19 protein-coding genes and 1 riboswitch are annotated in these 18,862 nt (G+C 69.7%); of the genes, 4 read left to right on the top strand and 15 right to left on the bottom strand.

The window, feature by feature from the left end; translation table 11 throughout:
• Genes HNR30_RS27720 through HNR30_RS27710 form a run of 3 tightly spaced genes read right to left on the bottom strand, consistent with a single transcriptional unit; the run spans position 1 to position 1,725 of the window.
• On the bottom strand, positions 1 to 1,086 hold the full coding sequence (locus HNR30_RS27720) for a Zn-dependent alcohol dehydrogenase (RefSeq protein ID WP_181612927.1): 1,086 nt from the start codon (positions 1,084 to 1,086) through the stop codon (positions 1 to 3).
• 7 nt (positions 1,087 to 1,093) lie between these two features.
• Entirely contained in the window at positions 1,094 to 1,285 is a 192-nt protein-coding gene (locus tag HNR30_RS27715) for a ferredoxin (protein WP_181612926.1), read from the bottom strand.
• Positions 1,285 to 1,725 (bottom strand): pyridoxamine 5'-phosphate oxidase family protein, encoded by a 441-nt coding sequence (locus HNR30_RS27710; protein WP_181612925.1) that lies wholly within the window; start codon positions 1,723 to 1,725, stop codon positions 1,285 to 1,287. Before HNR30_RS27710 ends, HNR30_RS27715 begins: the two co-directional genes overlap by 1 nt.
• Positions 1,726 to 1,793: 68 nt before the next feature.
• Here HNR30_RS27710 and HNR30_RS27705 point away from each other — a divergent pair, with 68 nt between their 5' ends.
• Positions 1,794 to 2,408: a class I SAM-dependent methyltransferase gene (locus HNR30_RS27705; RefSeq protein ID WP_181612924.1), complete on the top strand. Its 615-nt coding sequence runs from the start codon at positions 1,794 to 1,796 to the stop codon at positions 2,406 to 2,408.
• Between the two features lie 119 nt (positions 2,409 to 2,527).
• Here HNR30_RS27705 and HNR30_RS27700 read toward each other — a convergent pair whose 3' ends face one another.
• From HNR30_RS27700 to HNR30_RS27685, 4 genes are all read right to left on the bottom strand, one after another.
• Positions 2,528 to 3,424 (bottom strand): DUF1702 family protein, encoded by an 897-nt coding sequence (locus HNR30_RS27700; RefSeq protein WP_220134010.1) that lies wholly within the window; start codon positions 3,422 to 3,424, stop codon positions 2,528 to 2,530.
• A 338-nt stretch (positions 3,425 to 3,762) separates the two neighbouring features.
• Positions 3,763 to 4,803 (bottom strand): glycoside hydrolase family 15 protein, encoded by a 1,041-nt coding sequence (locus HNR30_RS27695; RefSeq protein WP_181612922.1) that lies wholly within the window; start codon positions 4,801 to 4,803, stop codon positions 3,763 to 3,765.
• Positions 4,800 to 5,510 carry a class I SAM-dependent methyltransferase gene (locus HNR30_RS27690; RefSeq protein WP_181612921.1) on the bottom strand — a complete coding sequence of 237 codons (711 nt, stop codon included), beginning with the start codon at positions 5,508 to 5,510 and terminating at the stop codon, positions 4,800 to 4,802. The genes HNR30_RS27695 and HNR30_RS27690 overlap by 4 nt, the downstream gene beginning before the upstream one ends.
• A 21-nt stretch (positions 5,511 to 5,531) precedes the next feature.
• On the bottom strand, positions 5,532 to 6,770 hold the full coding sequence (locus HNR30_RS27685; RefSeq protein ID WP_376771763.1) for a glycosyltransferase family 4 protein: 1,239 nt from the start codon (positions 6,768 to 6,770) through the stop codon (positions 5,532 to 5,534).
• A gap of 241 nt (positions 6,771 to 7,011) precedes the next feature.
• Between HNR30_RS27685 and HNR30_RS27680 the strand changes: the two genes are divergently transcribed.
• Positions 7,012 to 8,034, top strand: a complete 1,023-nt coding sequence (locus HNR30_RS27680) for a GDP-mannose 4,6-dehydratase (protein ID WP_181612919.1) — start codon at positions 7,012 to 7,014, stop codon at positions 8,032 to 8,034.
• A 77-nt stretch (positions 8,035 to 8,111) separates the two neighbouring features.
• On the opposite strand, the gene HNR30_RS27675 is transcribed toward HNR30_RS27680, so the two are convergent.
• The 5 genes from HNR30_RS27675 to HNR30_RS27660 all read right to left on the bottom strand — a co-directional run bounded on the left by HNR30_RS27675 (position 8,112) and on the right by HNR30_RS27660 (position 12,110).
• The gene (locus HNR30_RS27675) at positions 8,112 to 8,819 is read right to left on the bottom strand and encodes a hypothetical protein (RefSeq protein ID WP_181612918.1); all 708 of its coding nucleotides are present in this window, start codon (positions 8,817 to 8,819) and stop codon (positions 8,112 to 8,114) included.
• Between the two features lie 3 nt (positions 8,820 to 8,822).
• Positions 8,823 to 9,869, bottom strand: coding sequence for an L-histidine N(alpha)-methyltransferase (locus HNR30_RS27670; protein WP_181612917.1), 1,047 nt, complete (start codon positions 9,867 to 9,869; stop codon positions 8,823 to 8,825).
• A gap of 518 nt (positions 9,870 to 10,387) precedes the next feature.
• A complete protein-coding gene (locus tag HNR30_RS49475; protein ID WP_281389817.1) occupies positions 10,388 to 10,522 on the bottom strand; it encodes a hypothetical protein in 135 nt (44 codons plus the stop codon).
• A gap of 36 nt (positions 10,523 to 10,558) precedes the next feature.
• Positions 10,559 to 11,296, bottom strand: coding sequence for a DUF559 domain-containing protein (locus HNR30_RS27665; protein WP_181612916.1), 738 nt, complete (start codon positions 11,294 to 11,296; stop codon positions 10,559 to 10,561).
• 400 nt (positions 11,297 to 11,696) lie between these two features.
• Positions 11,697 to 12,110 carry a DUF2000 domain-containing protein gene (locus HNR30_RS27660; RefSeq protein ID WP_181612915.1) on the bottom strand — a complete coding sequence of 138 codons (414 nt, stop codon included), beginning with the start codon at positions 12,108 to 12,110 and terminating at the stop codon, positions 11,697 to 11,699.
• Between the two features lie 66 nt (positions 12,111 to 12,176).
• Here HNR30_RS27660 and HNR30_RS27655 point away from each other — a divergent pair, with 66 nt between their 5' ends.
• Positions 12,177 to 12,974 carry a helix-turn-helix transcriptional regulator gene (locus tag HNR30_RS27655; protein ID WP_312894668.1) on the top strand — a complete coding sequence of 266 codons (798 nt, stop codon included), beginning with the start codon at positions 12,177 to 12,179 and terminating at the stop codon, positions 12,972 to 12,974.
• A 14-nt stretch (positions 12,975 to 12,988) separates the two neighbouring features.
• Here the strand turns inward: HNR30_RS27655 and HNR30_RS27650 are convergent, their stop codons facing one another.
• A complete protein-coding gene (locus HNR30_RS27650) occupies positions 12,989 to 13,426 on the bottom strand; it encodes a GNAT family N-acetyltransferase (RefSeq protein ID WP_181612914.1) in 438 nt (145 codons plus the stop codon).
• 6 nt (positions 13,427 to 13,432) lie between these two features.
• Positions 13,433 to 14,626: a cytochrome P450 gene (locus tag HNR30_RS50300; RefSeq protein WP_181612913.1), complete on the bottom strand. Its 1,194-nt coding sequence runs from the start codon at positions 14,624 to 14,626 to the stop codon at positions 13,433 to 13,435.
• A 213-nt stretch (positions 14,627 to 14,839) separates the two neighbouring features.
• A riboswitch (cyclic di-AMP (ydaO/yuaA leader) is annotated at positions 14,840 to 15,002 on the top strand.
• 8 nt (positions 15,003 to 15,010) lie between these two features.
• On the opposite strand from HNR30_RS50300, the gene HNR30_RS27640 reads away from it, so the two are divergent.
• Positions 15,011 to 16,546: a GH25 family lysozyme gene (locus HNR30_RS27640; RefSeq protein WP_181612912.1), complete on the top strand. Its 1,536-nt coding sequence runs from the start codon at positions 15,011 to 15,013 to the stop codon at positions 16,544 to 16,546.
• A 119-nt stretch (positions 16,547 to 16,665) separates the two neighbouring features.
• Here the strand turns inward: HNR30_RS27640 and HNR30_RS27635 are convergent, their stop codons facing one another.
• Complete coding sequence (locus HNR30_RS27635; protein WP_312894667.1) at positions 16,666 to 18,852, bottom strand: glycoside hydrolase family 95 protein; 2,187 nt, start codon at positions 18,850 to 18,852, stop codon at positions 16,666 to 16,668.
• Between the last annotated feature and the right edge of the window lie 10 nt (positions 18,853 to 18,862).

Here is an 18,862-nt window from a genome sequence, read left to right as displayed (position 1 = left end):
TCAGTCCATGACGACGATCTGGCGCAGCACGTCGCCGCCACGCAGGGCGTCCACGGCGTCGTTGAGGTCGGCCAGCTTGATCCTGGCGCTGATCATGGACTCCAGGTCCAGGTGCCCCGAGCGCCAGAGCTTGGCGAAGCGGGGGAAGTCGTGGCGCACGTCCGACTCGCCGTACAGGCTCGACAGCAGCCGCTTGCCCTCGAAGAGCAGGCTGAAGGCGGAGATGGAGACCATGTCGTCCATCGCGCCCGCGCCGACCACGACCACGTCGCCGCCCGCGCGCGTGGCCTGCCAGGCGCTCATGATCGACGCCGACTTGCCGACGACCTCGAAGCCGTAGTCGAAGCCGGTGCCGCCGGTGACCTCGCCGATCGCCTCCATCAGCTGCTCGGGCGTGCAGGTGTGGGTGGCGCCGACCTTCCTGGCCAGGGCGTGCTTCGACTCCAGCGGGTCGACGGCCAGGATCGCGCGGGCGCCGGAGATGCGGGCGCCCTGGATCACCGACAGGCCCACGCCGCCACAGCCGATCACCGCGACGGTGCTGCCCGGCTTGACCTTGGCGGTGTTCAGCGCCGCGCCGACGCCCGTGGTGATGCCGCAGCCGATCAGGGCGGCGACCTCGTACGGCACGTCCTCGTCGATCTTGATGGCGCCCTGCCACGGCACGACGGCCTCCTCGGCCCAGGTGCCGCATCCGGCCATGCCGAACACCTGCTTGTCGCCGTCGTAGCGCAGCCTGGCGGTGGTGAACGACTCGATGACGTACTTCATGCACAGGAACGGCTGGCCGCCCACGCACAGCTCGCACTGCTGGCAGGCGGGACGCCAGTTGATGATGACGTGATCGCCCGGCTTGACGGTCTCCACGTGGTCGCCGACCTCGAGCACCTCGCCCGCGCCCTCGTGGCCGGGCACCAGCGGCATCGGCTGGGGCAGGATGCCGCTCATGGCCGACAGGTCCGAATGGCAGACGCCGGTCGCCTTGATCTTTACTCGGACGTCGGTCGGCCCCAGCGGGGTCAGGGTGACGTCGTCACGGATATCGAGCTTGTCATCGCCTGCGGCGTGGACGAGAGCGGCGCGCATACTCGGATCACTCCTCCAGTGAGAGGGCGGCTTTGGGGCAGGAACGAACCGCGTGGCGCACACGGTCCGCCAGCTCTGGGGGTGGCTCGGGCATCAGCACGTGCAGGTTGTCGTCGTCGTCCACGTCGAACACCTGGGGCGCCAGGCCCATGCAGACGGCGTTCGCCTCGCAGACGTCGTAATCGACCTTGATCTTCATCACAGCCTCCTGTGGTCCCATGAGACCACCCGGGTGGGCTCGACGACGAAGGCCACGCGCTTCCTCCCGGTCTGTTCCACGTACGGCAGGAGCAGGTCGTCCGGCACGCCGGGCGTCATGCGCCTGGCGATGTCGAGACCCAGGTCGAGGGTCTTCTCGACCTGTTTGGCGATGCCGTACAGCAGCACGCCGCGCAGCTCGTTGTAGTCGTCTCCGGCCTCGATGAGGCAGCTCACCCTGGGGTCCCGTGCGATGTTGAGCGTCTTCTGAGCCTTACCGTAGGTCCAGAAACCGATCTTGCCGTCGGCGAGGGCGTAGAACATCGTCACCAGATGCGGTGTGCCGTCGGGGTTGATGGTCGCGAGCTGGAGCTTGCGTGACGCGGCGAGGAAGGCGGCCACCTCGTCCTCGGTCATCGCGATGCGGGCGCGCTGATTCACGAGCCAAGTAGAACAGGTTCCAGAATGTCGTACAAGAGCTTTGTTCGGGTGGAATAGGGTGGGCGACCATGGACAAGGATCTCCGGCGCGCCGCCGCGCAGGCCAAGGGCTTCATGCCTGACAACGAGGGACTCGCCCTCTACGAGACGGCTGTCCGGTACGGCACGCGGGGCCCGATCTGCGAGATCGGCACCTACTGCGGCAAGTCGGCGATCTACCTGGGAGCCGCCGCACGCGAGGCGGGATCCGTGGTCGTCACCGTCGACCACCACCGCGGCTCGGAGGAGATCCAGCCCGGCTGGGCCTACCACGACCCGACCCTCGTCGACCCGCGCTTCGGCAAGATGGACTCGCTGCCCTTCTTCCGCGCCGCCATCGCCTCGGCCGGGCTCGAGGAGGAGGTCGTCGCGATCGTCGGTCGCTCCGAGCGGGTCGCGGCGTTGTGGAACACGCCGCTGGGCATGCTCTTCATCGACGGCGGGCACTCCGAGGAGCCGGTCACCCGCGACTACGAGGGCTGGGCGCGCTTCGTCGAGGCGGGCAGCGCGCTGGTCTTCCACGACATCTATCCCGATCCGGCCGACGGCGGCCAGGCGCCCTACCGGGTCTACCTCCGGGCGCTCGACGAAGGGTTCAAGGAGGTCATGGTGGAAGGCTCGCTGCGGGTGCTGGAGCGCGTCTAGCGCTCGGAGTGCACTCAGCCGGTTTGGTGCTTTCGGCCGTTTGGGTGCGCTCGGCCGTTTGGTGCGTTCGGCCGTTTGGGTGCGCTCGGCCGTTTGGCGCATTCGGCCGTTTGGTGCGTTCAGCCTCGTCGGGTGAACGCCTTTCTCGTGTGGGCACGCCAGCTCAGGTAGTCGTCGGCCGTCCGCGGGTCGTGGCCCAGCGCGATCATGGCCCGGTCCACGCGCGCCGCCGCGTCGTCGGCCTCCACCCCGGTCAGGAGCTGCACCGCCTGGGCGGTGTGCGCCGGCAGGTGCCCGGAGCGCAGCCAGGCCGCCGCCGCGAAGGCGCTGCCCTGGGCCAGGTGGGCGCGAAATCCGTCGGTCGAGGCGTGGAAGGCCAGGCTGCACAGCTCGTCGGAGTCGGCGCCGCCGACGGAGGTGGCCGCGAACCCCGCCCCGCTCCACAGGTCGCCGCGCCGCGTCGCCGGGAACGACCAGATGCGGGCCGCGACATCCTCGGGCGCGGCGCACTCGTGGAACCACAGCAGGCGCCCGAGCCCCTGGTCGGCGATCGCGCACTCGGCGCGGGTGCGCAGGCTCGGCATGATGCGCCTGCCCACCGTCTGGTCGGTGAGCGTGAGCGCCCGCTGGAACCCATAGCCGTCCAGCGCCGCCCACCGCAGCAACGGCTCCAGGCGGGCGAAGGTCCTGCGCACGGGCACCCGGGCATAGGCCCGGCCCGCGCCCAGGTGGACGGCGTGCGCGTGACGTTTGGCGGGGCCGGTTTGTAGCTCGTGCAGGCGCCGGCCCCGGGTCGGTGTGGCCAGATCGAGGAGCGTGCAGGCGCTGGCCGCGCCCTCGTAGGCGAATCCTCGCTGGTCAGGGGAGATGGTGTCGATGGTGTGGGTCTCGTCGGCCAGGGCGGAGTTGAAGCCGAAGATGTACGACTTCTCCGCCCTTTCGAGGATCTCTCGTGATGGGCCCGGGCGCAGGCGGAAACGGTACCGGGCCAGTTCGGCCTCGGCGGGCTCCATCACCAGCAGGCGCCTCAGGCCACGGGGCGTGGTTGGTGCCGGTTCGGTCCAGACCTGGTCCAAGAGCGATGTTGCGCCCACTGTTCCCCCGAAGACGCCGTTTGTGGCCAGTCCCGAAACTAGTAAGGGCATGACGGGATTGGCGGGCGGCACTCCGAGGATTCGCCGTAAAGAAACGGCAAATCGGCTTGCTCTGCCGTACTCGGGTCCTGGCAGATCAGGCCCGTGCGGGCGTGCCCGGGGCCTGGGTGCTCGGCGGTCAGGCGCGTGCGGGCGTGCCTGGGCCCCGGTGCTTGGCGGTCAGGCGCGGGCGGGCGTGCCTGGGCCCCGGTGCTCGGCCGTCAGGCGCGTGCGGGGGTGCAGCCGCAGGCCTCCGGGTCGGCGGGGATCACGCTCGGCGCGGCCGCGGCGCGGAAGATGCCCGCCGCCGGCGTCAGCCCCGACAGGGCGTCGGCGGCCAGCACCACCGCGGCGGCCGTGTAGCCGGACCGCTCGTGCGGGAAGTGCTTGCGGTTGGCGAACTGCCAGCCGGTCCAGTACGAGCCGTCGTCGTGCCGCAGGTGCTGCATGTCGTCGAACAGCCGCTCCGCCTGTGCCCGGTCGCCGAGCGCATCGAGCGCCAGCACCAGCTCGCAGGTCTCGGCCCCGGTCACCCACGGCTGATCGGAGACGCAGCGGATGCCCAGGCCCGGCACCACGAAGGTGGCCCACTCGCGGTGCAGCAGCTCGAAGGCGTCGGGCCCGCGTACGGCGCCGCCGAGCACCGGGTAGTACCAGTCCATCGAGAAGCGGCTCTTGTCGGCGAACGCCTCGGGATGCGCCATGATCACGTGGGCCAGCCGGTCGGCGGCCAGCTCCCAGTGCGGCTGCGGATCGCCGAGGTGATCGGCGAGCAGCACGCCGCAGCGCAGCCCCTGGTGGATCGACGAGCTGCCGGTGAGCAGCGCGTAGTCGGAGGCGCGGCCCACCGCGTCGCGTTCCCAGACGATCTCGCCGCGCGGGGTCTGCAGGCCCACCACGTAGTCGAGAGCCTTCTTGACCACGGGCCACATGCGCCCGGCGAAAGCCTCGTCCTTGGTGACGAGCAGCTCGTGCCAGACGCCGACGGCGATGTAGGCGGCATGGTTGGACTCGCCGTTGGCCTCCACGGCACGGCCGTCGAGGATCTTGGAAGCCCAGGAGCCGTCGGTGCGCTGATGGTGCTCGAGCCACTCGTAGCCCTTGCGAACCTCGGCGCCGAGCCCGGCCACGGACATGGCCATCAGGCACTCGATGTGGTTCCAGGCGTCCACATGCCCCTCGGGCCACGGCACGCCGCCGTCCTCGCCCTGGATCGCCGCGATGCTCCTGGCGGTCTGGACGACCTGAGAGCGGGAGATCATGGCTTCCTGACGTAGAGGACCACGCTCTTGCCGATCAGCGGGTTGAGGACCGCCTCGGCGATCCTCGTGGCCGCGGGACGCTTCATGATGTCCCAGACCAGCAGCTCGTGGTAGGCCTTGGCCAGCGGGTGGTCGTCGTTGTTGACGCCCACCGCGCACTTGATCCACCAGTACGGCGCGTGCAGGCCGTGCGCGTGGTGGTGCGGGCCGATCTCGAACCCCGTCGCCTTGAGCTTGGCCTGGAGCTCGGCGAGGGTGTAGATCCTGACATGTCCGCCAGGAGCGGTGTGGTAGGCCTCGTCCAGCGCCCAGCAGATGCGCTCAGGCAGGAACGCCGGCACCGTGATCGCGGCGGTGCCGCCCGGCTTGAGCACGCGCAGCAGCTCGCGCATCGCGGCCATGTCGTCCGGGATGTGCTCCAGGATCTCGGCGGCGATCACCTTGTCGAAGCTGGCGTCCTCGAAGGGCATCTCCAGGGCGTTGCCGTGCACGGTCTCGCCGTGGGCGCCCTCGGGGACCTCGCCCGCCTCCTCCATCGCCAGGAACATGGACTTCACGCTGTCGAGCTCGGTCTGGTCCATGTCGAAGGCCACCACGTCCGCGCCCCGCCGCAGCACCTCGAAGGCGTGACGGCCACCGCCGCAGCCCAGATCGAGCACCCGCACCCCGGGCCCAACGGGCAGCCGGGCGAAGTCAACGGTCAGCACTTTGGAGATCTCCTTAAGGTGTTATCGGCGCTTGAAGTTCGTGATGGCCTCGCGGTGGGCCTCGACCGTGCGCTTGGCCACGACCTGCCAGGTGTAGCGCTCCATCGCCCGGTCGTACCCGGCCTTGCCGACCCGTTCGCGCTCCTCGGGGGAGTCGTGCAGGCGGCGCAGGGCCGCGGCCAGCTCCTCGGCGTCGCCCGGCGCCACCTGGACGGCCGCGTCGCCGACCACCTCGGGCAACGCGCCGGTACGGCTGGCGATCAGCGGGGTGCCGCAGGCCATGTGCTCGACGGCGGGCAGCGAGAAGCCTTCGTACAGGCTCGGGACGACCGAGATCTCGCTGGTGGCGATCAGCTCGCCCAGCTCGGTGTCGGAGATGCCGTGCACGAAGCGCACCCGGTCGGTCAGCGAGAGCTCCTGGACGAGCTTCTCGGTCGGGCCGCCGGGTGTGGGCTTGCTCACCACGGTCAGGTTCACGTCGCGCTCGGTCGCGAGCTTGGCGACCGCCCGCAGCAGCGTCGCCACGCCCTTCATCGGCGAGTCGGCGCTGGCGACCGCCACGATGGAGCCCTTGCGCTTGGGCAGGTGCGGGCGCGGGTGGAAGTAGCGGGTGTCGACGCCCAGCGGGATCAGGCGCATGTTGGCCTGCGGGACGTTGAAGTCGCGGTGGATGTCGGCCAGCGACGACTCGCTGACGGTGAGGATCGGGTTGAGCTTCGGCGCGACCTTGGCCTGCATCTTGACGAAGCCGTACCAGCGGCGAAGCGTCAGCTTCTTCCAGCTCTTGGCCGCTTCGAGCTCGATGCGGCGGTCGACGCTGATCGGGTGGTGGATCGTGCCCACCACGGGGAAGAGCTTCTGGATGCCCAGCAGGCCGTAGCCGAGGGTCTGGTTGTCCTGGACGACGTCGAAGTCTCCCTGGCGCTTCTTCAGCTCGCGGTGGGCGCGCAGCGTGAAGGTCAGCGGCTCCGGAAAGCCGGCGGTGAGCATGGTGCCGTACTCGAGGACGTCGATCCAGTCGCGGAACTCGCGCAGCTTCGGCGTGCGGAACGGGTCCTCGTCCATGTACAGGTCCAGGCTCGGGACCTTGTTGAGGATCACGCCCTCGTCGAGCTCCGGATAGGGCTGGCCGGAGAAGACCTCGACATGGTGGCCCAGCGCGACCAGCTCGCGGCTCAGGTGCCGCAAGTAGACGCCTTGACCGCCGCACGTGGGCTTGCTGCGGTATGAGAGCAGTGCGATCCGCAGCGAGTCGCTCACGGACACCCCTTTCTCGCCGGTAGGACCCGTGAGACGGGTGTGTACCGTGGAAGATGACCTTAGCCGGAAAGGCTACCATTCGGTAGGTCACGTGGAATTGTTCCCATTGGCATGCGCAGGCCTCGCGAACTGCGAAGTTGTGCTGACCGAGCGTTATTCTGTGGAACGCGTTCTACCTGATCTTGTGCTGTTCGTCCAAAGTGCCGGTACATTGCCCTGAAAGTGACAGTTGGAGGACCCCTTGGCCAGGCGCGCTCTGATCACCGGCATCACCGGCCAGGACGGTTCCTATCTCGCCGAGCACCTGCTCAACGAGGGATACGAGGTCTGGGGCCTGGCCCGGGGCCAGGCCAACCCGCGCGTCTCGCGCATGCGCAAGCTGCTGGCCGACGTCAGGATCGCCCGCGGCGACCTGCTCGACCAGGGCTCGCTCATCTCCGCGGTGGAGAAGGTCCAGCCCGACGAGGTGTACAACCTCGGGGCCATCTCGTTCGTGCCCATGTCGTGGGAGCAGGCCGAGCTCACGGCCGAGGTCACGGGGATGGGGGTGCTCCGGATGCTCGAGGCGATCCGGGTGTGCTCGGGCATCTCCAGGGGCTCGGCGACCTCCGCACAGATCCGCTTTTATCAGGCTTCCTCCTCCGAGATGTTCGGCCAGGTCAGCGAGACCCCCCAGACCGAACGCACCTCCTTCCACCCGCGCTCGCCGTACGGCGTGGCCAAGGCCTACGGGCACTTCCTGACCCAGAACTACCGCGAGTCCTACGGGATGTACGCGGTCTCCGGGATCCTGTTCAACCACGAGTCGCCGCGCCGGGGCGCCGAGTTCGTCACCAGGAAGGTGTCGCTCGGGGTGGCCCGCATCAAGCTCGGCATGGCCACCGAGCTGCGCCTGGGCAACCTGGAGGCACGCCGCGACTGGGGCTTCGCCGGCGACTACGTGCGGGCCATGCACCTGATGCTGCAGGCGGCCACCCCCGAGGACTACGTCATCGGGACCGGGCGCATGAAGTCGGTGCGCGAGCTCGTCGAGGCCGCCTTCTCGGCCGCGGGGCTGGACTGGGAGCAGTACGTGGTCTGTGACTCGGCGCTGCACCGGCCGGCCGAGGTGGACCTGCTGTGCGCGGACCCGAAGAAGGCACGCGTCCAGCTCGGGTGGGAACCGACGGTGTCGTTCGACGAGCTGGTCGCGATGATGGTCGAATCGGACCTTCGCCTGCTTTCCGAGGGGGGCGACCCGGACCAGGACTCCTCCTGGCCCTGATCGGATCGACAGGTGGCCCGCCCGGTCGGAGCGCGGCGGGGCGCGGTGATTGCAGGCCCGCGCCAGGCTTGGAGCGGTCACTCCGCCTCCGGAACCGCCTGACCCTGGAACGACTGGGCTTGGAGCGTCGGGCCCTGGAGCGTCGGGCCCTGGAGCCCCGGCTGACCTCGGAGGACCGGCTGGAGCCTGGCCTGCCACCATCGGCGCGTGGGGCCCTGCAACGTCTCCTCCAGGCAGGACTCGCAGACCTCCAGCCGAGCCGTCACCCCGGCGAGGTAACCACCCGGCTGGCCGATGCCCCGCAGGTAGGCCAGCTCCCGGTGATCGATGGTGTCGATCGTGCACAACCGCAGCTCGGTGACATCGAGCCGACGATTGAGATCCTGCGCCAGGTTACGCCAGTCGAGCAGCATCTCCAGAAACTTCTCATCGCGTCCCACATCGAGAGCGCCGGAGATGAAGACCGTGTCGACCGTGCCCAGCAGCAGCCGCGGATAGACCTGCCCAACCCCCTGGTTCTCGGGCCGGAACCGGGGATCGCCCAGGATCCGCTTGTTCTGCCCGAACTCCCGGCGCAACGCGATGAGCGCGTGACGCCGGCGCTCGGCCTCGGCGGCCCAGCGCTCGGCGGGTATACCCGTCAGCGCCGCCGTCAGGGCCAGCGCGGTGGCGGCCGGCTCCAGCCACGTGTCCGTGCCGTCAGCCGCCCACCACCACCAGCACGCCGAGGCCAGAGCGAGCCCAAGGGCCGCCAGAGTCGTCAGCCGGATCGCCAGGCGGACCATGGCTCACCCGATTCTCGGGGCGCCGCCACCCGCCCCCCAGACCCTGCCCAGCGGCGAGGTCGTGCCATCGACGTGCGGCTCGTACCGCAGCAGCACCACACCCAGCCCGAAGTTGGCCGAGTCGCGCACCTCCTCCTTGGTGTCGCCGAATTCGATGTCAACGGCCATCTCGTGCAGCCCACAGGCACCGAACAGGGTGCGCAGCCCGTCGACCCAGTAGTTGCGCGCCACCGAGAGCCGGATCCCCTCGCCCGCGCGAAACGGGATCACTTCGCGGTTGGGCAGCATCAGAGGGATCGTCGCCCCGGACTTGTTGACGTAGGAGGCCTCGATCCTGATCGCGTGGGAGTCTTCCACGCTGCCGACGAACTCCAGGTTGTTGGTGTCGACCGTCAGGTCGGTATAGGTGCCCAGCGACGCCGTCGCGAACTCGTTGTAGAGACGGCTGCCGCGCCGCTCGGCCGCCGCAGCCGCCGCGGTCGACTCCGTCAGCACGTCGGTCGTCGCGATCTCCAAGGCCAGCCGGTCCTGCGGCCTGAGCACCGTGGTGAGGTTCTTGAGGAAGTCCTTGTCGCGCTCGATGTTGGCCAGCGTGTTGCCCAGCAGGCTGAAGAGGATCGGATCGTCGCCGACCATGTCGTTGAGAAGCTTGCGGAGAGCCCGGAGACTTGAGCGGTCCTCGAAATCGAGCTCGATCGGGAGCACCCTGCCGGGCAGGCGCTTGCGGATCTCGTCGGTGCCCAGGCGGAGCATGTGGGCGCTGATGTCCAGCGCGATGTAGAGCAGATCGGGGTTGCTGCGCTGGAGCTGGTTGAGGATGAGCCAGTCCTTCTCGCCGCTGCCGACACCGAGACTGACGTAGTGGTAGCGCGCGTCGTCGAGGACCGGCAGGCAGGTGTCCCACAGCCTGGCGAACCACTTGAGCGAGTCGTAGAGGACCGGATACGAGGGGTCGCGGCAGGTGAGCAGCCAGGAGATCGTCGGCACGAGACCGACGTAGCGGTGCTTGCTCTCGATCTTCTTGCCCGACCCGTCGGGATTACCCTTCAACCCGCGGACGAGATCGTTGAGGAAGTCGCGCGGATCAGCGCCTTCAAGGTTGAGGGACCAACGCCCCCATTCCTTCTCGAGGGCGCTGTCTAAGCGGGTGAAGAGTCCCTCGGCCACAGACCACACTCCACTGGTCGGGATTCCTAGATGCCGAACGCATGGCGCGGTCGCATCGTTCCGCTCCCACGCCTCCCACGGCGGGCAGCATTCCCCGGTGCGGGCTTTCTCACTCGGGGGTGAGCACGTTTGGACAAGGGCATGGTGCGACCGGTCGCGCCGTGCACCCCTGCCGTCGCACCCGCCTCACGTGGCCGCTGATCACCGGCGCCCGTGGCGTCAGGGAGGGGCGGGTCCTCCCTCTGGCTTGGCACGCCACCGACGCCGCCCTGCCGGTCGTCGCCTCGTCGGTCGTCGCCTCGTCGGTCGTCGCCTCGTCGGTCGTCGCCTCGTCGGTCGCCACCTCGCAGACCGCCACCTCGCAGGTCGCCCATCCCGCAGGTCGCCCATCCCGCCGGACGTCACCTGGCAGTCCGTGCCTCGCCGGACGCCACGGCGCCGGACGCCACGGCGCAGAACGCCACCGCGTAGAACGCCACCGCGTAGAACGCCACTTGCGGTGCGTCACCCCGCTGGGTCACACCGTAGGAAGTCACGACGCCGGACGTCGCCCCGACCTTCGGGCAGGCTGGTCACCGGCGTCGGCGGCGGTGGGCGCGGATGCGGGACAGGACGCGGGTGGTGCGGGCGCTGCCGGGGCGCCAGCCGCGTTCGAAAAGGGCGTTGGCGACGACCTCGATGACGTCGCCGCTGCGGGCAGGGAAGACGGAGCGGTCGACGGGGAAGACCCGCCAGCCGAGCGCGTGGAGCTGTTCGCGGCGCTGGGAGTCGTGGTCGCGGTCACGGGCCGAGGAGTGATGCTCGTGGCCGTCGTACTCCACCGCGACCTTGAACTCCTCCCATCCCAGGTCGAGGTAGGCGCGGCGGCCGTCGCCGAGGGGGACGGGGATCTGGGTGGCGGGACGGGGCAGCCAGGCCTCGATGAGGACGACGCGCAGCCAGCTCTCGCGGGGCGAGGCCGAGCCCCGGTCGGCCATGAGGAGGGTGTCGCGCTGGCGCCAGTGGCCGCCCGCCTGACGGGCCAGCGCCTCCAGGTCCAGGCCGCGGCGGGCGAACTGGTCGAGGGCGGCGACGGCCTCGGGGCGGGGCAGCCATCGGGCGCAGTCGAGGGCGGTGCGTTCCTGGGTGGTCACGCGCACGCCGTGGCGCACGGTGACCTCGCGGCGGGGGACGGGGTCGACGTGGGTGAGGCAGCCCACGAGCTCGATGGGCTCGGGCACGGCCAGTTCGACGGGCCACTCGGCTTCGGGGGCGCTCCAGGGCAGGGCGGTAAGGCCCCAGAGGTGAGCCGCGGTCTGGCGGCAGACCACCGCCTGGGGGATCAGGTCGGTGAAGAGGCGGGCCCGGGCGGTGAGGGACCCGGGAGAAGGGCGCGCAGGGGAGGGACGGCTGCGGCGGGCAGTGAGGGGCTCGGGAATTGGGCGCGCGGGCGAGGGAGAGGTGGGCCTGGCGGCCGGGGACTCAGGGGAAGGGCGCGAGAGAAAGGGAGACGTGGGTCTGGCGGCCTGGGACTCAGGAGAAGGGCGTGCGGGGGAGAGGTGGGTGGGCTGGGCGGCCGGAGGCTCGGGGGCAGGGCGGGCGGTGGGGGGCACGGGAGAAGGATGCGCTGGGGACGAGTCGGCGGGGCGGGGCGAACGTGGTTCTGTGGACAAGGCGGCTCGGGTGTGAGCGGGACGAGGCGGCTCAGGGACGAACCGGGGGCAAGGTGTCCTAGGGGTGCAGAGGGAGGCCCTTCGTGACCTTGTCCACCGCGTTCCGCGGGCCGTACACCGCGATCCCGACCAGGTCCAGCGCATCCGCCTCCACCTGCGCCACGGCCGCCCGGTTGTCGGTGTCGTTGCCCGTCTTGAACATCTCCTCGATGTACACCGCCACCTCCAGGCCCCGCCCCGTGGCCCGCTCTCGTACGGCGCGCAGCGCGGACGCGTCGGCGCCCGAGTAGACGAGCACGGGCTGGCGGAACATCGGCAGGTAGGAGGTCCCCGAGGCGTCGGCGTACGGCTCGCCGATGGTCTCGGGCACTCCGCCCGCCACCGAGCTGGCCAGGAAGGCGGTGACGTTGAGCTGCTGCCACGTGGCCAGGTCGGCACGGACGACGATCGCGATCTTGGTGTCGAAACGCATGGCCCTCAGCATGCCTGCCGTACCGCCGCGCGTCTTGAACGCTGGTGCGGCAGGCACAATGGGAGGGTGACGCCGGAATGGGCCCGCTACTGGCGAGCGCGGCAGCAGCCCGTGGAGGCGATGCACGCGCACTTCACCGAGCACGTCTACCACCGCCACAGCCACGAGACGTACTCGTTCGGGGTGACCGACGACGGCGCGCAGACGTTCAGGTGCCGGGGCGGCAGGCACACGAGCGCGACCGGGATGATCATGGCGTTCAACCCGGACGACCCGCACGACGGCCACGCGGCGACGGAGCTCGGGTTCACCTACCGCATGGTCCACATCGGCCCGGAGCTGGTTCCGGGCATGCCGCTCTTCGCCGAACCTGTGGTGGACGACCCGGTGCTCGCAGGCGCGCTCAGGGCGCTGCACGCCGCCCTGCTGGGCAACGCCCCGGCGCTCAGACGTGACGAACTGCTCGACGCGACCGTGGCCGCGATCGTGAGGCGAGCCTCGACCCGGCCCGCCTCGCCCCCCGTCGAGAGCCTCAGGGGCGGCGCGATGATCGCGGAGAGAGTACGGCGACGCCTCCACGAGGGCTTCCTCGACGACCTCACGGCCGAGGACCTGGCCGCGGCAGCCGGAGGGAGCCGCTTCGCCGTCTACCGGGCCTTCCAGGCGAGGTACGGCATGGCGCCCAGTGACTACCAGCGCCAGCTTCGGCTCAGGGAGGCGCGCAGGCGCATCGCGGCGGGCCGGCCGATCGGTGAGGTGGCGGGGGAGACGGGGTTCGCCGACCAGAGCCACCTCACCCGATGGTTCGGGCGCTATTTCGGGATCACGCCCCGGGCCTACCAGGAGGCGGGGAAGCGCTCCTAGCGGAGGAGAGCGGCTCAGCGAGCGTAGCGGGTGATCCACAACCCTGGGATCACCTCGACGTCCTCCACCCACGCGAAACCGAGCCGCTCGTACAGCGACCGGGCGGGCTTGTTGTCCCTGCCTGTCGACACCAGGGCGCCGCGTGCTCCCGCCCGCGTCAGGGCCTCGGTGACCAGGGTGCGGCCGACGCCGCGGCGGAAGGCCGAGGGGGCGACGACGAGCCGCTCGATGTCGAGCAGCCCGTCGTCGTCGATGGACCAGGCGATCGCTCCGATGAGCCGCTCCTCCTCGTCGAAGGCGCCGATCCAGGTCAGCGGTTCGCTGAGCAGGTCGTCGAGCGACTCGTGCAGTGGCGGGATGCGGTCGTCGCCGATGAGCTCGGCTTCGACGGCGTAGGAGAGCCGCTGCAGGCTCCAGAGGGTCTCATCTGGAGAAATATCGGAGAGTCGCATGAAAAATCAGCTTAGGCGGACAGGCAACTCCTTTATTCCGTTGATGAAGTTGGAGCGCAGCCGCCGGGCCTGGCCGGTCTGGCGCATCTTCGGGTAGCGGCGCACCAGCTGCTCGAACAGCACTCTGAGCTCGAGCTTGGCCAGGTGGTTGCCGAGGCAGAAGTGCGCGCCGCCGCCGCCGAAGCCGAGGTGCGGGTTGGGGTCGCGGCCGATGTCGAAGACGCCGGGGTCGGCGAAGACTGACTCGTCGCGGTTGGCCGAGGAGTAGAAGATCACGACCTTGTCGTTCTCGGCGATCCGCTGCCCGCCGAGCTCCTGGTCGCGGGTGGAGGTGCGACGGAAGAGGTTGACCGGGGCGACCCAGCGCACGATCTCCTCCGAGGCCGTGGGGGCCAGCGAGGGGTCGTCGACCAGTCGTTGCCACTGGTCGGGGTGGTCGAACAGGGCCAGCATGCCGCCGGAGGCGGCGTTGCGCGTGGTCTCGTTGCCCGCCACCGTGAGCAGGAGCACGAACAGCTCGAACTCGTTGTCCGTCAGCCGCTCGCCGGCCTCGGTGGGCTGCAGGAGCTTGCTGACGATGTCGTCGCCCGGCGGTGCGGCGGCACGTTTGGCGGCCAGCGCTGCGGCGTAGGCGTAGACCTCGGTGGCCGCGGCGCCGCCTTCCTCGGGGGAGGAGGCGTAATCGGGGTCCTGGGCGCCGATCATCTGGTTGGACCAGTGGAAGAGCTTGTCGCGGTCCTCGACGGGGGCGCCGATCAGCTCGCAGATCACGTACAGCGGCAGCGGGGCGGCCACCTCGGTGACGAAGTCGATCTCGTCGGAGGGTGAGCACTGGTCGAGCAGGTCGTCGCAGATCTCGCGGATGTGCTGTTCGAGCGCGGCGATGGTGCGCGGCGTGAACCCGCGGTTGACCAGGGCGCGCCGCCGGGTGTGGTCGGGCGGGTCCTGGTTGAGCATCATCATGCGCTGGAGTTCGCGCTGCTCCTCGGGCATCTCGTTGAACAGGGCGAGTTTGCGGGCGGAGGAGAACAGCTCCGAGTGACGCGAGACGTGGACGACGTCCGAGTGCCGGGTGACGGCCCAGAAACCTGGTTCTCCCTCGTGCCAGTAGAGGGGGGCGTGGGCTCTGAGCCAGGCGAGCTGGGCTAACGGCGGACCGTTTTCTGCGTATTGGTCCTGGTCAACGAGGTCGATGTGCACCGGGCCACCTCATCGCGTAGATTTGATCAAGCGCTTGGTAGTCAACCGTATTGAAACGTGTTCTACCTCGCTCCTGTACGACCGTCAAGTGGTGACGCGGCGTGAGTGATCCGCCACCGGAGCGTGATTTTACTTTTCCAGATTTTGGGTTTTATTCAGACTGTTATTAAGGTCCCTCGTTATCGGACGGTGATACGCCTCCATCCAGGAGGCGGCGTCCGATCGCCGAATCCCCCACCGCGGGGGAACCGGGGACCCAACTTTCCGGGGTGAATCCGAGAGCCCCGAGCGCTGTGCGGCGCGCTCGAATTTCGCGGTAGGGCATCTCCTGGCCCGAACCCGTCAGCTAACCCGGTAGGCGTCCTAAGGAGAGGACCCTCCCCCTTGGATCCGATCTCGGACAAGCTGTTCAAGGTCATCGAAGCCGAACTGCCGTACAGAGAGGAAGCGGGCGGCTACACCAAATACGGCGACTGGTATGGCGAGAACATCGCCCAGTCGGGCGGCTACGACTCCGCTGCCTGGTGCGACATGTTCCTGGCCTGGGCTGCCAGTAAGGCCGGAGTCTGGAAGTACACGGGCCAGTTCGCCTACACCCCGTCCCATGCGAACTGGTTCAGGCAGCAGGGCGCATGGTCCACGAAACCGGAGCCCGGCGCATTCGTGTTCTACAACTTCTCGGGCGCCAGAATCCACCACGTCGGCATCGTCGAGAAGGTCGCCAACGGCAAGATCTACACGATCGAGGCGAACACCGAAGGCGTCCACCTCAAACGGAAGGTTCGCGACACGAACAGCAGCATCGTGGGTTACGGCCTTCCCCGGAAGGTGAAAGTCGACGGCGTCACTTTCGAAGAGGCACAGGCCAGGGCGAAGGCCGCCGGACCCCCTTTCCCGGCGCCGTCGCCCACATCGGAGGCCGAGACCATGCCCATCGCGCTGAGCCGTACGGAGCAACCACCTCCCGCGGGCGGCGAGGGCGCGCTCGTGGTCACCGGCGCGCTCGCCGTCACCCTGGTGGCCGCCGCCGTGCAGCCGTTGCGTAAACGCCTGAGGACCCAGGCCGCGCAGGGCCGGCACCGGTCCCGCAGGCGCAGATGGCCGCTGATGGCCGGCTCCGCGCTGGCCGCCGCGCTCGCCGTCGGCGTGCCCGCGATGACCACAGCAGAACCAGCGATGGCCGCCGCAGCGGGAACCGCAAAAACGACAGCCGCAAAAATGGCAGCCGCAAAAATGGCAGCCGTCACAACGGGAGCCGTCACAACGGCGGCCGCCGCAACGGGAGCCCCGCCAGCGGAAGCCCCGCCGGCGAAAGGCGCCGAGACGCCCCACCCCTACGGCGTCGACGTCTCCAACCACGACCAGGGCTTCGACTGGAGCGCCGACAACCTGTCGTTCGGCATCGCCAAGATCACAGAAGGGCTCACGTTCACCGACGGCACCTTCGCACGCAACTGGTCGGAGCTGAAGAAGAACGGCCTGGTCCGCGGCGCCTACCACTTCGGCCGTCCCGGCCAGGACCCGGTACGGCAGGCCGACAGGTTCCTCGCCGAGGTGCGCAAGCACGGCCTGGAGCAGGGCGACCTGCTCGTCCTCGACCTGGAGGTCACCGACGGCCGCTCGGCCGGGGAGGTCAACGCCTGGGCCAAGCGGTGGCTGGAGCGGGTGCGCGAGGCGACCGGGGTCAAGCCGATGTTCTACAGCTCCTGGTCCTTCGCCAGGACCCACGGCGAGGGCCTGGGCGACTACCCCCTCTGGGTCGCCCACTACGGCAAGGACAAGGGCGAGGTGGAGGCGCCGGAACCCTGGAAGGAGTGGGCCCTGCACCAGTACGCCTCGACCGACCACGACCACAACGTCGCCCGTCTCTCGCCGGAGCGGTTGCGGGAGCTGGGCTACCAGGCTCCACCGATCGGTTGAGCCCGATCCCCATCGGCCGGGCGATGGCCGCGAGCGTCGTCGTTCCTAGGCTGAACAGCACCGGTCCTCCTTGACCGGGCAGGGCCGCGGCCACCGCACTGGCCGCGGCCCTGCTCTCTTCAGAGGACCCGGTGACTGTGGCCGGCGCGGCCCTCCACGACGGTGAGGACGTCCCCGCAGCGCACCCGCAGGGGGCCGTCCGACCCGGCGTGCAGCACCACCTCGGTGGCGGCGCCGTCGCGCCAGGTCACCGACACCGTCACGTTCCCCCTGGCGCGCAGCCCGGAGACCGAGCCGTCGGGCCAGGCCGGCGGCAGGGCGGGCAGCACGTCGATCACGCCGGTGTGCGACTGCAGCAGCATCTCGGCGATTCCGGAGGTGGCGCCGAAGTTGCCGTCGAGCTGGAAGGGCGGATGGGTGCCCCACAGGTTCTCCAGCGTGGACCGGCGCAGCTGCTGGGCGAGCATCGTGTGGGCGCGCTCGCCGTCGCGCAGGCGGGCCCAGAAATTGATCTTCCAGGCCTTCGACCAGCCGGTGCCTCCGTCGCCTCGCGCGGTCAGGCTGACCCTGGCGGCCTCGGCGAAAGGCGATCCGGGCAGGATCTGGCGGCCGGGGTGCAGGCCGAACAGGTGGGAGGCGTGCCGGTGTTCGTCGCCGGGCGAGTCGAGGTCGTCCGCCCATTCCTGCAGCTGCCCCCAGGAGCCGATCCGCAGCCCGGGATCGAGTTTCGCCAGCGCCTGCCGTACCTCCTGCTCGTCGTCGCCGAGCGCCTCGGCGGCTTCCAGCACGTTGGTGAACAGGTCGAACACGATCTGCTGGGACATGGCGGCGCCCGCGGTGAAGTCGCCGTGCTCGGGCGAGTAGCTCGGGGAGACGACCAGGCGGCCCTCGCGTTCGACCAGGTTGTCGACCCAGAAGTGGGCCAGCTCCCGCATCACCGGATAGACCGTCTCCAGGTAGGCGATGTCGAGTGAGTAGCGGTAGTGGTCGAACAGGTGCTGGGCCGTCCACGCGGCCGCCTCGGGGAACCAGAACGCCTCGGCGTAGTCGTGCACCCCGGTGAAGCCGAATGGCGTGGTCTCGTTGTGCACCACCCATCCGCGCGAGCCGAACATCTCCCTCGCCGTGCGGCGGCCGGGCTCGACCAGCGACTTCACGAACCGGTCGTAGGGGGCGAAGGTCTCCGACAGGTTCGTCTGGTCGGCCGGCCAGTAGTTCATCTGCAGGTTGATGTTGACGTGGTAGTCGGCGCTCCAGGGCGGGTCGGTGGAGTCGTTCCACACCCCTTGCAGGTTGGCCGGGAGCGAGCCGGCCCGCGAGGAGCTGATGAGCAGGTAGCGGCCGTAGGCGAAGGAGGTGGCCTCCAGCGCCCTGTCGTGCGCCGAAGAGCCGCCGGTGTAGGCGGCCAGTTGCCGGTCGGTGGGGGTCGGGGGTTCCTGCTGCCCGATCTCCAGCCGCACCCGGTCGAACAGCTCGCGGTAGTCGGCGAGGTGCTCCTGGAGCAGGGACGCGTAGCCGGTGGCCGTGGCGGCGTCGACGGCCGCGGTGACCCTGTCGTGCGGGTCGTCGCCGCGGTAGGTGGGGTGGACCGGGGCGTAGTCGGTGCCGGCCGACAGGATGAGCACGGCGCTGTCGGCGCCGGTGACCGACACCTGATCGAGGTGGTCCGTACGGCTGCCGCCGGTGTTCAGCACCTGGAGCTGGGCCTCGAACCGCAGCCCGTTGTCGTCCAGGGCCCCCCGGACGGTCAGCCTGCCGTCCGAGACGGTGATCTGCGGTGAGTGCGGCGAGAGGTGGCGCACGGTGAAGGAGAGGCCCCCCGGCTGTGACGCGGCCAGCCGGCCGACGATCACGCCCCCGGGATGGGAGGCGAAGTATTCGCGCGTGTGGCCGACCCCGTCGCAGCTGTAGCGCACTTTGGCCACGGCCTCGTCGAGCGACAGCTCCCGTTCGTATCCGATGGCGTCGGCGTGACCGAAGTCGAGCCGTAGCTCGCCGAAGGTCTGGTAGGCGCCGTAGCCGCGTCTGGCCTGGCCCAGCCGCGCCACGACCTCGTCGGGCGACAGCGTGCCCTCGCGGTCGATCGCCGCCTGGATGGCGGCGATCGCCCCGGGGCGCGGCGTGGCCCAGTCGCCGAAGTCGTAGCCCTCCTTGGAGCCGGGCCCGCCGGTCCACAACGTCTTCTCGTTGAAGGGCAGCCGCTCGGTGTCGACGCCTCCGTAGACCGAGACGCCCAGGGCGCCGTTGCCGATCGGCAGGGACTGGCTCTCCCAGTCGGTGGCGGGCCGGTCGTACCAGAGACGCACTGAGTCCTCC

Source organism: Nonomuraea soli, assembly GCF_013761175.1.
GTDB lineage: Bacteria > Actinomycetota > Actinomycetes > Streptosporangiales > Streptosporangiaceae > Nonomuraea > Nonomuraea soli.
The sequence above is the reverse complement of the archived record's forward strand: the minus strand, read 5'-3'. Positions and strand labels throughout refer to the sequence as shown.